Source organism: Bacillus sp. N13C7 (genome assembly GCF_026790065.1).
Lineage (GTDB): Bacteria > Bacillota > Bacilli > Bacillales > Bacillaceae > Bacillus.
On the sequence record NZ_JALAMO010000016.1, the window covers coordinates 60,423 to 74,227 of the forward strand.

Annotated in this window: 17 protein-coding genes and 1 pseudogene; 5 read left to right on the plus strand and 13 right to left on the minus strand. The window is 43.3% G+C overall.

Going from position 1 to position 13,805, the window contains the following annotated elements; all coding sequences use genetic code 11:
* Positions 1-12 precede the first annotated feature (12 nt).
* From cotJB to MOB98_RS16520, 3 genes are all read right to left on the minus strand, one after another.
* A complete protein-coding gene (gene cotJB, locus MOB98_RS16510; RefSeq protein WP_003240040.1) occupies positions 13-276 on the minus strand; it encodes a spore coat protein CotJB in 264 nt (87 codons plus the stop codon).
* Positions 260-508 carry a spore coat-associated protein CotJA gene (gene cotJA, locus MOB98_RS16515; RefSeq protein WP_014112953.1) on the minus strand — a complete coding sequence of 83 codons (249 nt, stop codon included), beginning with the start codon at positions 506-508 and terminating at the stop codon, positions 260-262. Before cotJA ends, cotJB begins: the two co-directional genes overlap by 17 nt.
* A 73-nt stretch (positions 509-581) precedes the next feature.
* Positions 582-1,214: a TetR/AcrR family transcriptional regulator gene (locus MOB98_RS16520; protein WP_268361464.1), complete on the minus strand. Its 633-nt coding sequence runs from the start codon at positions 1,212-1,214 to the stop codon at positions 582-584.
* Positions 1,215-1,459: 245 nt separating this feature from the next.
* On the opposite strand from MOB98_RS16520, the gene MOB98_RS16525 reads away from it, so the two are divergent.
* Positions 1,460-2,443, plus strand: coding sequence for an amidohydrolase family protein (locus MOB98_RS16525; RefSeq protein WP_268361466.1), 984 nt, complete (start codon positions 1,460-1,462; stop codon positions 2,441-2,443).
* 57 nt (positions 2,444-2,500) lie between these two features.
* Here MOB98_RS16525 and MOB98_RS16530 read toward each other — a convergent pair whose 3' ends face one another.
* From MOB98_RS16530 to MOB98_RS16575, 10 genes and pseudogenes are all read right to left on the minus strand, one after another.
* Positions 2,501-3,349 carry an NmrA family NAD(P)-binding protein gene (locus MOB98_RS16530; protein WP_419901009.1) on the minus strand — a complete coding sequence of 283 codons (849 nt, stop codon included), beginning with the start codon at positions 3,347-3,349 and terminating at the stop codon, positions 2,501-2,503.
* Complete coding sequence (locus tag MOB98_RS16535; protein ID WP_268361467.1) at positions 3,346-3,789, minus strand: nuclear transport factor 2 family protein; 444 nt, start codon at positions 3,787-3,789, stop codon at positions 3,346-3,348. The genes MOB98_RS16530 and MOB98_RS16535 overlap by 4 nt, the downstream gene beginning before the upstream one ends.
* A 79-nt stretch (positions 3,790-3,868) precedes the next feature.
* Positions 3,869-4,453: a TetR/AcrR family transcriptional regulator gene (locus tag MOB98_RS16540; protein ID WP_268361468.1), complete on the minus strand. Its 585-nt coding sequence runs from the start codon at positions 4,451-4,453 to the stop codon at positions 3,869-3,871.
* A 109-nt stretch (positions 4,454-4,562) separates the two neighbouring features.
* Positions 4,563-4,949: a spore coat protein gene (locus MOB98_RS16545; RefSeq protein WP_268361479.1), complete on the minus strand. Its 387-nt coding sequence runs from the start codon at positions 4,947-4,949 to the stop codon at positions 4,563-4,565.
* A 124-nt stretch (positions 4,950-5,073) separates the two neighbouring features.
* Entirely contained in the window at positions 5,074-5,793 is a 720-nt protein-coding gene (locus MOB98_RS16550) for a YebC/PmpR family DNA-binding transcriptional regulator (protein WP_003233863.1), read from the minus strand.
* A 161-nt stretch (positions 5,794-5,954) separates the two neighbouring features.
* Positions 5,955-6,134: a phosphatase RapH inhibitor gene (locus MOB98_RS16555; protein ID WP_268361470.1), complete on the minus strand. Its 180-nt coding sequence runs from the start codon at positions 6,132-6,134 to the stop codon at positions 5,955-5,957.
* Positions 6,124-7,266, minus strand: coding sequence for a Rap family tetratricopeptide repeat protein (locus tag MOB98_RS16560; protein WP_268361471.1), 1,143 nt, complete (start codon positions 7,264-7,266; stop codon positions 6,124-6,126). Before MOB98_RS16560 ends, MOB98_RS16555 begins: the two co-directional genes overlap by 11 nt.
* Before the next feature lie 162 nt (positions 7,267-7,428).
* A pseudogene (locus tag MOB98_RS16565) lies at positions 7,429-8,402 on the minus strand (hypothetical protein).
* Positions 8,403-8,551: 149 nt separating this feature from the next.
* Complete coding sequence (locus MOB98_RS16570) at positions 8,552-9,472, minus strand: DUF5655 domain-containing protein (RefSeq protein WP_268367210.1); 921 nt, start codon at positions 9,470-9,472, stop codon at positions 8,552-8,554.
* 12 nt (positions 9,473-9,484) lie between these two features.
* A complete protein-coding gene (locus MOB98_RS16575) occupies positions 9,485-9,823 on the minus strand; it encodes a hypothetical protein (protein ID WP_268359808.1) in 339 nt (112 codons plus the stop codon).
* Positions 9,824-9,989: 166 nt separating this feature from the next.
* Here MOB98_RS16575 and MOB98_RS16580 point away from each other — a divergent pair, with 166 nt between their 5' ends.
* The 4 genes from MOB98_RS16580 to MOB98_RS16595 all read left to right on the plus strand — a co-directional run bounded on the left by MOB98_RS16580 (position 9,990) and on the right by MOB98_RS16595 (position 13,748).
* The gene (locus MOB98_RS16580) at positions 9,990-11,999 is read left to right on the plus strand and encodes a ribonuclease YeeF family protein (RefSeq protein ID WP_268359807.1); all 2,010 of its coding nucleotides are present in this window, start codon (positions 9,990-9,992) and stop codon (positions 11,997-11,999) included.
* Between the two features lie 4 nt (positions 12,000-12,003).
* Positions 12,004-12,474, plus strand: a complete 471-nt coding sequence (locus MOB98_RS16585) for an immunity protein YezG family protein (RefSeq protein ID WP_268359806.1) — start codon at positions 12,004-12,006, stop codon at positions 12,472-12,474.
* A gap of 76 nt (positions 12,475-12,550) precedes the next feature.
* A complete protein-coding gene (locus MOB98_RS16590; RefSeq protein WP_268359805.1) occupies positions 12,551-13,021 on the plus strand; it encodes a TIGR01741 family protein in 471 nt (156 codons plus the stop codon).
* A 139-nt stretch (positions 13,022-13,160) separates the two neighbouring features.
* A complete protein-coding gene (locus MOB98_RS16595; RefSeq protein ID WP_268367209.1) occupies positions 13,161-13,748 on the plus strand; it encodes a hypothetical protein in 588 nt (195 codons plus the stop codon).
* Positions 13,749-13,805 lie beyond the last annotated feature (57 nt).

Here is a 13,805-nt window from a genome sequence, read left to right on the forward strand (position 1 = left end):
AGGCATTCCTCCTTATACTTGCCACGGCCAAGGCCCTTTACCCCAATCCCAATCCTCGCCCGCGGGGCTGTTGCCGAACTGCAGAAGCGGTCCGTAAGAGGATTCAAATTGCCGTTTAAGGTGCCTCGAATAGCCGGAGTATTGATTGAATTGCTTGAGCGCGTCTTCATCATGAGGATGTGTATTTAAATAAAGGCTCAGCTCAACAAGCACAAAATCAGCTGCTTGTATTTGCTCAAGCTGACGGTAGTATTCGGCATCAATCTTTTTTGCCATGTACGTCTCCCCCTCGATAAGGGTTTTCATAAAAATCATAGAGATCCTTCCAAAGGGTGCCTTTCCTTAAAGCCTCCATTGGCGAAAACTGCTCCATATGCTCAGGCTGAAAGGTCATATAGAGGTTAGGCGGCGTTCGGTAATATTTCTTCCCTATGGGCGGACAGGGATCAAAACGGCTGTGAAAGGGCGTGTATGATTTGACAGGCGTAAACGGCTGCATATCCTTCATTCCGGCTCCTCCTTTCTCAGAAACAATGACCCTAATAGGTATGAGGCAGGGGGCATGATTATGACTGGAAGCTTTAATAAGGGAGCTTGACCTGTTCCTCGATCCCTGCGATACGGAGCGGACCCAGCAGCGTTAAACGTGTTAATTGATTCGCCATAAACAACGGGCTGTACTTCATGCCGTTCTCAAGCCAGGAACAAATCACCCCGATATGGGCGGACGTGATATAGCTGACGAGTATCTCTTTCGGCACCTGCAGCGTGTTCTCTGATTCCTCAATCGAAGAAAGCAATTCCTCGTAAATCCGTTTCTGAACGAACTCCGCCATAAGACTTCTGAATTGCGGCAGACCTCTGTCGCTCAGCATCACTTGGAAGTATTCGGCATGTTCATGGATGTACTCAAACAGCTTTACAAAAGATACAGGCGGATGATCTTCATCAATACTGACCGGTTCGACGACCGGCGCTTCCGGCTTTACCTGCTGGATTAAATCATCGAGAACCTCCGTCATGCTTTGAAACAGAAAATCCTGTTTATCCTGATAATGCAGATAAAAGGTGCCCCGGGTCAGATCCGCTTTTTCGGTAATCTCTTGAATCGTAATCGAATTGGCATCTTTTACTTTCAAAAGGGCAATTAAAGCGTCTCTTAAATATTTGTTTGTTCGTCTGATTCTCGGATCTACTCTATGCTTTTTAGACATTTTTCTCCTCCTTGTCTAACTTCCATTTTCTTCTGGACAAATCATCCTCAGATGTCTACTTCTGCACATTTGAGCGTTCTCTGTTTATTGACCTTTTTCCAAAATCTACTGTACCATGAACGTACATCTTGTACATGATGTAAAGTAATGAACATTATGTTCAATAATTAATTAAACGAAGCTTCGTCGCGTATATTGAGTGCACTCCATCTGAACTCATCAGCATATAGAGAGGAGTCTTTGGCATGAATGGAAAAATCGCATTAGAAGAGCATTGGGAATCTCCTGATTTTTCGGCTACAGGAAGCCACAATTTTACTGACGATGAATATTTCAGCGCTGTCCAAAAACGATTGCAGGAATTCGAGAAACGGATTGAAGACATGGATCGAAGCGGCATTCAAACCTCAATTCTCTCATTGACACAGCCTGGTATTGAAGGTATCACAGATCCTGACAGAGCTGTGAAACTCGCAAGGCAAATGAACGATCACGCTGCGGAATTCTTCGTTTCTAAGCATCCTGACCGCTTTAAAGCATTTGCGGCAGTTCCGCTTCAAGATCCTGAAGAAGCCGCGAAGGAACTTGAACGGGCCGTAAACGAGCTCGGCTTTGTAGGTGCCTTGGTCAACGGCTACAGCAACATCGGGGACGAAAACACCGCTCAATATTTGGACGAGCCCCAGGTGCGCCCTTTCTGGGAAAAAGCCGCACAGCTGCAGGTTCCCGTCTATCTGCATCCGCGTATCCCGCTGCCGCATCAGCAGCGCATCTATGAAGGCTACGAGGGCCTCCTCGGTTCAGCGTGGGGCTTTGGTTTTGAAACAGCAACACATGCCATCCGCCTGATGCTCAGCGGCCTTTTCGACGAATACCCTGATTTGACTGTCATCCTCGGCCACTTAGGGGAGGGCCTGCCGTTTACATTGCCGCGGGTTGAACACAGGCTCCGCCATCAGCGTCCTGAAACCCACGGCAGCCATAAGAAAGCGCCAACTGAATACCTCCGCAAAAACTTTTATCTCACAACAAGCGGCGTGTTCAGAACCCAGGCTTTAATTGATACATTGCTGGAGGTCGGCTCAGACCGCATCCTATTCTCTGTCGACTATCCGTACGAAACGATGGAAGAAATCTCTTCTTGGTTTGACCAATGTCCAATCAGTGAAACAGACCGATACAAAATCGGCACTGAAAATGCGGCTAAGCTTTTTCAATTCAATAAATAAAAAGAAGACCTTCGGCATCGCCGAAGGTCTTTCTAGATCAATCAGTCCAAAATAAGGTCAGCGTTTCCAGTATGCAGCATGAGCGGCCGCAAACTCAGTCAGCGAACGGGGTTCTTTTCCCGTCACACGCTTCACTGTATCTGTTACCCGATGTTCCGCACCATGGCTGATTGCTTCATCAAGCTCCGCCATAAAATGGGCATAATCCGCAGGCAAACCTCCTGCCTCCATTTTATGCTGCAGCTCGGAACGAGAAATGCTGACGTGCTCCACCCGGCGTCCCGCCGCAGCTCCGATGATCTCCGCCGCTTCGGCATAGCTCAGCGCCTCGGGACCTGTCAGAATATGATGTGTTTGATGAGGAACATCATCAATCAAAGCCCTGACGGCTGTTTCTGCGATGTCATCAGCATCAATAAACCCAAGTTTTCCTTCACCCGAAGCCGTTATGATGCGCCCCTCGGTTTGAATAGACATGCGATGCTGGACATTGATGAAGTTTTGCATAAAGTAAGAAGGGCGGAGCACCGTCCATTCAGGAAAATCGCGTACTGCCTGATGAAGCTCACCAAACACATGGCCATCCTCAGGGACAACAGACGCACTTTGCATCACGACACGCTTTGCACCGAGACGCTTTGCCTCCTTTAAAAAGGGAAGCACATAAGGGGCCGGGTCAAGCTCACCAACCGGGGCAACAAGATAGATCTGTTTTATCTGTTCCAAAGCTGGCGTGAAACTGGAGACGTCTTTCCAATCAAAATACACATATTCAGCATCAGCAAGCTCACCCTTTTTCCGGCTTGCAATCCGCACCCTGTACCCGAGATCTATTAAACGGCTGGCGATTCGGCTTCCGACTGTGCCGGTCCCGCCAGTGATTAAAATTGGCTGCTGTTTCATCATTTTCCACTCTCCCCTGTTTGCAAAAATGATCCCCCAAACGCCTCTTGTACAACAAGCGGATTCCAATAATCCTTGTAACGCATTATGCGGCCATCATTTGTTTCGATGACACTGATATAGCTTTGGCGATAAGGCAGCCCGGTCTTAATCACATGGCCGTCACATTGAAACTCCGCAATCACCGTATTCGAGTCTGCTGAACGGTACACTGTCGGAGTGGTAAATGAAGAAAGATGGATCTGCTTAGGATAATCCTTAATATAGTTGTAAATGGCCGCTTTTCCTTCTATTCTTTTTGGTGATCCCTCCGGCGCATAAGGAAACTCAAATACAGCATTCTCATCCCAAAGCTCCATCCAGCTCTTCATGTCCTTCTCAAGCATATACGCCATGAACTTTTTCAATGTGCCACATGCCTTTTCAAATTCAGTCGTCAGCATTTATCATCACCTCATGATTTGTTTTTAGACCGTTCAGTCCGAAAAATGCATACATGGGCAAAGAATCCTTTACCACATGTTAATCAAGCACTGATAAACTTACGTCAACATGGTCCTGAAGCCGGTCCATATCAGCCGTCACTTTGGCGACAAACGTCAGAGACAGCCTGCTCTGATTCAAATACCGGGCAAGCGCCAATATATCATTGTCTTCGCCAGTCAATTCTCCTTGTTCCCTCGCTCTTAAAAGTGCTTGATAAAAAGCGTCCTCAAGCTGCTTCGACTGTCCCTCAAAATACCGGGCAAGCTCAGGGTCATGCGGGATTTGTTCAATCGCGCTGTTTATGATGTAGCACGCCTTCGCACGTTCCGGATCTCTCAGGGCATTGACACCCTCCTGAAAAATATCACGAATGGCTTCCTTTACAGATCCTGGCGCTTCAAGCCTTTCCATAACAGCAGTGTTTTTCCCGTCAAGATACGATTTCACAGCGGACAAAAACAAATCACGCTTCGTGCCATACGTATCATACAAACTCTGGCGCGCAATGCCTAAATGAGAGAGCAGATCCTGAAGAGACGTTCCTTCGTAGCCATACTCTCCAAAAACCTCTATCGCTCTGTGAAGAACAAGGGCCGTATCAAATTCTTTATTCCTCCCCAAAAGACGATCACCTCCTGAAACAAATGTTACCAGTTTCCAGACTGATCAGTCAAGAAAGAAGATAAAAAAACACTCTTGAGCTGCAAGAGTGCCTCTTTTTATAATCTCTTTATTTATAGCCGTCTTGTCCCCAATGGCCCATATGGTGGTGATGGTGGCCATAATTACCGTCGTGATGATGATGATCTTTTCCATCATGATGATGGTGATAATAGTGATGATGCCCAACATTCTCATGATGCATGCCGTAGCTCGGATCACCTCCAGTTCCCGGATACCCAGCATATCCGCCGCTCGGATAACCGCCATAGCCCCCGTGTGCGCCATAGCCCGGAAACCCGCTGGCTCCTCCATACATGCCGTGTCCCGGGTAGCCTGCATCTGGCATACCGTATCCCGGATAGCCTGCACCTTGCATGCCATATCCCTGATGGCCAATACCACAGCCCGGATAACCAAAACCGGGTCCGCCATACATATGTCTAATATCAGTCATATTCATCCACTCTCTCCTTCGCATAGGTTACAGTCCAGAGTATGAGAGGATCTTATAGATCGTATGGGCGGCCGCCTAAACCAGCTAAAAAGAAAAAAGCAGACCATGACAGTCTGCTCACTTCTTATTCACCTAAATCAACGTTATGATACACCTGCTGAACATCTTCCAAATCCTCTAATGCATCAATCAATTTTTCAAACTGTTCCTTCGCATCATCCGGAAGCGTTACTTCGCTTTGCGCAAGCATGGTCAGCTCCGCTACAGTAAATTCCTCAACGCCCGCGTTTTTAAACGCCTCCTGCACCGCATGGAATTGATCAGGCTCAGCATATACGATCACGCTGTCATCCTCCTCTAAAATGTCACGGACGTCGACATCCGCTTCCATCAGGATTTCAAGCGCTTCATCAGCTGTTTTGCCTTCTACACCGATTACAGCCGTTGCGTCAAACATGTAAGCAACAGATCCGCTCACACCCATGTTTCCGCCGTTTTTCCCGAACGCCGCCCGCACTTCCGGCGCCGTGCGGTTTACATTATTCGTCAGCGCATCAACGATAATCATTGATCCGTTCGGCCCGAAGCCCTCATAACGAAGCTCATCGTAATTCTCTTCCGCTCCGCCCTTCGCCTTCTCGATCGCACGTTCAATGATATTTTTCGGCACGCTGTAAGTCTTCGCGCGCTCAAGCACAACCTTCAGCGCCTGGTTGGATTCCGGATCAGGCTCGCCCTGCTTCGCCGCCACATAAATCTCACGGCCAAACTTCGCATAAATCCGACTCGTATTCGCGTCCTTAGACGCCTTCTTCTCTTTAATATTGTTCCACTTACGGCCCATGATGCTCCACTCTCTTTCATATATATCAATCTGTATATTGTTATTCACTTTATCCATTATACCTCAAATGGTTTGGTTGTTTCGAGTGTCTTGCGTTAGAAATAGAAGGAATGCCGCAGAGTTAAAGGCCATCCAGCTTCCGTAAAGCAAGAAAAAAAGCCCTAGCTAAGGGCTTTTTTCTCCTGATCACTCATGAGATGATGAGAGGAATGATCGAGATACGTCGTGTTTCGATCTGTTGATTCCTTAAATCCGCCGGACTTTGTCAGGAATGGAAACGACATGCTTCCGAAAACTAACGTAACAGCAAGGCACATCATCACTTTTTTCTTAATAAGCATATAAACACTCTCCTTTTAACATATCTTCCTGGGCTTTCAACACTTTCCGATAAAACGCAGCAGCGTGCTCAAAACGACAGCGGCTTTCAAAAACTGCGGCAGCGCTGCGGGCACATGCCTCAATGTAAGCGTACAGATTCTTTTTTTCGAAATAGGCTAGCATTTCAAGGATTTTGGTTTCATCAGCTCTCTCTTTGTAGACGGCCTGCAAGAACAGATACAATTCTTTATAAAGTTTGTGAGAACCCGCATTTGGATATGTTCCCATATGTTCTAATCCTTCCTCTATGAACTGAAACGCCTTCTCTGTTTGGTCCGCTTTACATAATGTCCAGCTTAATCCAAACAAGACGTTCGGAAGCAAATCAGGAACTTTCTCTCTGCTTACCTTCGCCGCTTTTTGGAAATGTTCTACAGCCTTATGATCGTCTCCTGATCTGTCATAGCTGTTCGCGATGTTCAACAGAGAAATGGCGATAAATCGGTCGTTTTGAATGTCCATGGCCAATTCCAGCGCCTTTTCTAAATGCGGGAGCGCTTTATCATAATGTTTGAAATCATCATAGTTGCCGGCGATCACAAACAAGCTTTGTATGGTTCTAATGCTGTATAGGGGATAGTTTTGATAAATGTCTAAGGCTTGAAGAATATGATGCATCGACACATGGGTTTGCTTCATGTGATAATACGCTTCGGCCACTTTAAAATGGAATTCCGCTATCTCAATTTCATCTGACACAAACGGCAGCTCTTTCTCCGCCTCGCGATAATACCCGATCGCTTCCACATATTCTTTCTGATCAAATTCATACATGCCGCGGAAAAACAAAGAGTAGTATTTCAAAAGGCCTGTGAGTTTTTTCTGAGGGGTCTCAATCGTTTCAAGAAGCTCTGTCACTGTAGGGCGATTCCCGTATGTTTGTCCCGGCTCCAAATAATCAAGCATCAGCTGGTGCCGAAAACACATCAGAGAATAATAGATCAGCAAATCCTGGTCCTCTTCCATCTGCTGAATGTCCTGCTCCACCTCCGCTTTCAGAACCTCAGCATCCGGAACACTGAACTGGCGAATCATTTTATACCATTCATTAATCTTAACACCTACACGCGAAGACGGTATGGCTTGACTCAACGGCTTCCCTCCTTCTCTATGAGATATGTCATATTCTATCAATCCCAAATTTTGAAAACAATACGGAAGGAAGAAATTGTTTTTTCATCCTGTCAATTTGTTTTTTTTCGCAAAAAAGACCCTTTACGCAAGGGTCCATGTCAATCTTATTTCATATAGTATTCACTTATTGTCAACCACAACAAAATCCTGAACCTTCACCCGTTCCTCAGGCAAATCAAACTGATAAAGCATCTTCTTAGAATGGATATCAAACACACCTACATACCCGCCGATGCCCTTTTTATGCTCTTCCTGGGCGACAATATACAATAGATTCCCCTTAAACTCCGCTTCCATATAAGGGAAATTCAAATGATATGAATGAAAAGAAAATTCCTTCCCATACTCCAGCAAGTTCGCCTCCCCCTCTTTGTCTTCGTACGTCACGTAAAAACTGCCGCTTTCTCTGTCATAGTATACGGTATCAGCGTATTCAAGATCATCAGGATACGGAATATATGTCGTTTTCCATGTCCCTTTTTCAATCACAGTCAATTTATGATCCGAGCTCGCGACAATAAATTCCTCCGATTCTGCGAATTGATCAGCGTATGAGGCTAAACTCAGGGTCTTAATGATTTCCTCTGTTTTTCTGTCAATCACGTAAATAGCCATGCCTTGAATGATATAAATATAGTTCTCATCACTGGCCCCCATCGTGACAAGCGAAGGCAAGGCAAGGCAAGGCTATATTCCTTTTTCGTTTTTCTGTCGTTTATGTGGATCTCATTTCCCGTCGTATCAACATTATAGGCCTTAACAGACACATCCTTCCCCTCATACCAAAACGCAAATGGATCTGACAGCGGATGCTCTCTGATCGCATCCTTCTCCAGCGTGTAGTAAAAAGGCTCGTGTTCCGCTAATAAGACAAGGTCTGTGGATTTGTATGACTTCATTTGAATATAAGGAACATCCGCCACCTTGAATGTACGCCTGTTAAACCGTTCGCCTGTTGAGGTTGAGAGCAACGTGCTTTCTTTTATGAGAGGATTGGAGTAAATAAAGAAGATGCGGTCTTCTTCGGGGTGGATAGCGGAAGATTGGACAGGATGCGTATTTTTATTTTGAAAGGAAATATATACAGCCAACATAAAAACACTTGCGAACAAACCCAATAGTATAAAACGCTTTTTCACACAAACAACCCCCAGTAAATGGTTAAAAACTCTATATCGTTTTCAACATGCCCTGTACATATCCCTTGTAATCCAATAAAAAAAGAACTTCTCAATGGAAGTTCTCACTTATTTTTCTCATAGGATTGTTTGATCAACCCCATAATATATTCAATGTGTTCATCATCTTTTATGAAAATCTCATAGTCGCCATTCCCCCAGTGGCCGGTCTCAGAGACATCTCGCATTCTATCTTCGGGATCAAGCAATTCTCCCTTTTTCATATTCACCCACACCTTAAGTCCGCTTTTTAAAAGAAGAATGTCAGTGAAATTTCGCTTATTTGATGTAAACGCAATATAAAGCTTTGTCGGTTTGATTGAAATATGATCGTCCAAATTAAAAATGAATTCCTTTAGCTGCTGATAAAGCTCTATGATGTCAAACGGCTTATCTGCAAGATGATCCTCTTCAGAAAACACTTTAATTTCTTTGCTGACCTCTTGAATGGTCTCACTTTGCCGTGAAATGGTCTTTATCGACTCAGAGACGCCATCAGCCTTCATTTGATTCAACTGGATCAGATCATTTTCGTATCTTTTCATCTCCCATAATTCAATTGGCAGATCTTTAAAATGGATGGATTGCTTTTGATACACCGTAAAAACAGGTGAAATAAAAATAACCTTCGACTGCGACCAGTCCACGTCATCCCGCTTTAACTGACGATCATGATTTTCATTGTACTCAAGAATGAAATCAGCTTTATGATTGAGCATAGCCGCTAAATAGGCGTAGCCCTGATCAACAACACTGAAGTTTTTCGTATTTTTATACTCGATAATCACGAAAGCATTTGTCTCATCATCAAACGCTAACGTATCAATGCGGAAATTGTTAATCCTGAATTCGGATTTTACAAACCTGAGACCTAACATCTGCTGAAGATTTGTCTCACATAAATCCTGAATCTCTTTTTCTTTTTTAAACGGTTTCTCGCGAATACCTTCGATTTGGTTTTGGCTGTTTACTTTATAGAGATACATGTTGGGCTCCTTTTATTTTACTAATTCCATTAAAGTTTCTAAGGATAGACTCGAAACCGGATTTTGCGTTTTCGTTTTCAGCGTACCGCCAATCAAATAAGAATAGTCACGGCACTTTGCCAATTGAAAACGGACTCTATTATTCGTTTTAGTGATTTTGGCAGGTTCATCAGATTCCCAAGCGTCAACGATCTTGTAAACATTTAAAATCACACTGCTCCGAACAACAATTGCCCGTTTACATTCCTTTGCTCTGGACAATTTCATATCCCAGTTCCCGCAGGCGCGGTTCGTTAGCGTGTCGCCTTTTTGATTATCCTTGATCTTTATGATTAAGAAATCTTTACCCAAATGAGCTCTTCCCCTTTTTATTGATTTATCATCATCATATCAAATCTGTGTATATAGGCACATGCCTAATAGCTCATTTTTCTACCAAAACACGTTCTCACCCCCACCCCCATCCCGCCCCGTGGTAAAATTTTGATATTGAGCGAACAAAAGAAGGGAAATGGTCATGAAAGTATTTGAAGCGAAAACACTGCTTTCGGAAGCGACAGACCGTGCAAAAGAGTACAAAGAACTAAGAACGCAAATGGTCAACTTGAGAAAAGCGTTAAAAAGCGTCGCTGATCTCAGTGACAGCGAATTCTCAGGAAAAGGCGCCAGCAACATCAAAGCCTTCTATCACGACCACGTCGGCGTCACCGACCAATGGATCGACTACATCGATATGAAAATCGCATTTTTCAACAGCATCGCCGGAGCCGCCGAGGACAAAGGCCTCTCTGACGCATACATCGAAGAATCCTTCCTGGAGCACGAACTGGCAAATGCCCATAAAAAATCAAAATACATCATGTCCGAACAGAAAAAAGCGATGAAAGACATCCTAAACGATATCGACGACATCCTCCCGCTCGACCTGTTTTCAACAGAAACCTTCAAAGACGAGCTGGCAGATGCCAACGACAAACGAAAAAAAACACTGGAAAAATTGGACGTCTTGGACGAAGACCTGAAGACAGAATACGCCCTGTCAGAACCAAACGAACAATTCATTAAGTCCGACTTCCAAAAGCTCCAAGAAGCAACGGGCAAAGGCAAAAATGCCACACCCATCCACTACAACGCCAAAGCGTATCGTAAGAGTGACATACATAAGAAAAAAGGCGACATTGAAACGCGGACGGATGCTTACTTGAAGATTAAGAAAGAGGAAGCGAAGAAACGCGAGATTGAAAAATTAAAAGAAAGACTGAAAAACTACGATTATGCGGATGCCGATGAATTTTACACAATGGCAAAAACGATCGGCTATGAAGATCTGACAGCAGAACAGCAAAGATACTTCACCCAAATTGAAAACACGCGTGAGCTTGAAGCAGGCTTCAAAGGGGTTGCCGTCGGCCTTTACGATTCAGGAAAAGACGCGGTCGTAGGCCTGTGGGATATGGTCACAGATCCGGGCGGAACCGTTGAAGCCATTACAGGAGCTGTGGCTCACCCGATCAAAACGTATGAAGCCATTTCAGCGGCAATCGAAGAATCGTACCAAAAAGACATGGTGAATGGTGACACCTACTCACGAGCAAGATGGGTGTCATACGCGGTTGGCACTGTTGTCACATCAATTGTCGGCACAAAAGGTGTTGGCGCCGTCTCTAAAACAGGCACAGCCGCCAAAGTGACGGCCAAAGTCAAAACAACAGCAAACAAATCTGCAACAGCCCAAAAAGCCATAACAGTCTCAAAACAAACCGTTGATCACATCAAACAAAAAGTAAACACAGGCATTGAAGTAGCAAAAAAACACGTCAAAACCAAGTTAAATCAAATCGGAGATCTCACACTTGCGGATATTCTCCCTTACCATCCCCGTCATGATTTAGTGCCGGCAGGCGTTCCTTACAACGCAGTCAATGGGGTCACACTTAAAGAGGGACTTCAGAAATTCGCCAAGGTCATCCTGCCGAAACCGTACGGAACGTCATCAAGCGGAAGACGAACTCCAGCGCCACATGTACCGCCGGTAACCGTCAAATACGGCGAGCACTACGCAAAATGGAGCAGAAAGAAAGTGCTGAAGCCTAATATCATCTACAAAACAAAAGAAGGCTACACGTACACGACTGACAACTATGGTAGAATTACAAGTGTCAAAGCAGACTTGCAGCTGGGAGAAGCAAAACGAAACCAATATGCACAGACGAATGCTGGAAAGCCCCAAGACCGAAAGCCTGACGATGACGGAGGCCATTTAATCGCCACCCAATTCAAAGGCTCAGGCCAGTTCGACAATATCGTGCCGATGAATTCTCAGATTAATAGGAGCGGTGGGAAATGGTACAACATGGAGCAAGTTTGGTCTAAAGCTTTAAGTCAAAAACCACCGAAGCAGGTGACAGTTAAAATTAACAACATTTATGAGGGTGATTCTTTAAGACCTTCTAAATTTATTGTTGTATATAAAGTTGGGGACAAAGAACCTGTTAGAACAATCATTAAGAATAAAGCTGGGGGTTAATCTAATGGAAACTCAAAAAATGGGTGAACTATATCAAAAGATTGCTGAACATCTAAATGAAATGATTCCATCTCAATGGGAAAAGATCGTTTTATATGCTGAAATACTTGATGACTCAGCAGATATATACTTTTATTTTACAACACCAAATAACAGCGATTATTTATTTTCTCATTATATACCTGAACACTTTGATGTGAGCGAAGAGATTTACGATCAACTGCTAATTGAACTTCAAGAGCTATTTGAAGAACTAAAAGAAGAATTTAAGCTAGGCAATCAAGATATTTGGACAAATCTCACTTTAAAATTAGAAAACACCGGAAAGTTTTCAATTGATTATAATTATGACGATGTTTTATCGTCTGAACTTGATGACCTTCAAAGACGAGATGTTTGGAAATATCAAAATTTAGGGATATTGCCTAAAGATGAGGACGACAAAGAATTTGTAATAAACTACTTCGGTCTATAAATCAAAAATGGCTCAGCCCTTCTCTGCTGAGCTATTTTTGATAATTAAGATTTCTCGACGATTGAAGGTGAAAAGATTGGAAACAAAAAAAATGCAAGATTTGTATCAGCTTATTAGTCAGAAATTAAATAACATCATACCTTGTGAATGGACAAAAATTTATCTTTATGCAGAAGTACTAAATGACTCTACCATGGTTCTCTTTCACTTCAAGACACCAGAAAATAATCAAATTATTTATTCACAAGATATACCTAGCCATTACAACGTAAGCAAGGATATTTTCAAGACGTTGTTAAGAGAACTAAGAGAACTTTTTGAAGAATTAAGAACTGAACACAGAAATAATAACGATGATGTTTGGACTAACCTTACACTAACATTGGATCGTAGTGGAGAATTCCAATTAGATTATAATTATGATGATATTTTAGCATCAGAATTAGATGGATATGAGAGAATCGCAATATGGGAATATAAAAACCTTGGTATTTTGCCTGAAGATGAGGATGATAAAGAATTTGTAATTAACTACCTCGGTCTATAATTTAAAAATGGCTCAGCCCTACTCTGCTGAGCTATTTTTTATAAAACAATCTAAAAAATAGAAATATAAATTTAGAGGTTTTCTATATGGATAGAGGATAATCATCCATAAAAGACAAAGTAGAATGGGGAAAAGAGAAATGAGCCATGTAGAAGTTTTTGAAAAAGAAGTATTAGAAGAAGTAAGACGAGCTATAAACGAAATCGTAGAAATCTACAGAGACCATCAGTATTTTTGGGGAAATACGGCGGGATGGGCTCCAGAAGAGGCCGAAAAGATTCTAACCCGGTCCAGATTAGATTGGTTGCACGCATTATCAGAATCCTTATTCACATGGACTGAAGTCTATAGAACCTCTACAGACAATGAAGGCAAACTAATCCTTGCTTGGGCGAACCTAGGAGCTCTGTTAGAAGGTGGGATTAAGCTGTTCTTATCGGTTCATGTTAATCAATACCAAAATAGCCAACACCGCTTACAGGACCAAAAAGGCAATCTAATTGAACCTGATGTCTTACCACTAGAAAAGTTAAAAGTATTTTTACAGAAAGAAAATATCTTCGAAAAAAAATGGTTCCCTTTTATTTCATTGGTGCAACAACGTCGTAATGCTATCCATGCCTATAAACATCGAGAAATTGGGAATTGGACTGAATTCTATGAAAGTATCAAAAAACTACGTACTTTTACACAGGAGATTAAGGGACGACTTCCTTATCCAGGATAATCTATTGATTCAAAAGGTTTAATATAATCAAGAAAAAAACCAGGGTAAACCCTGGTT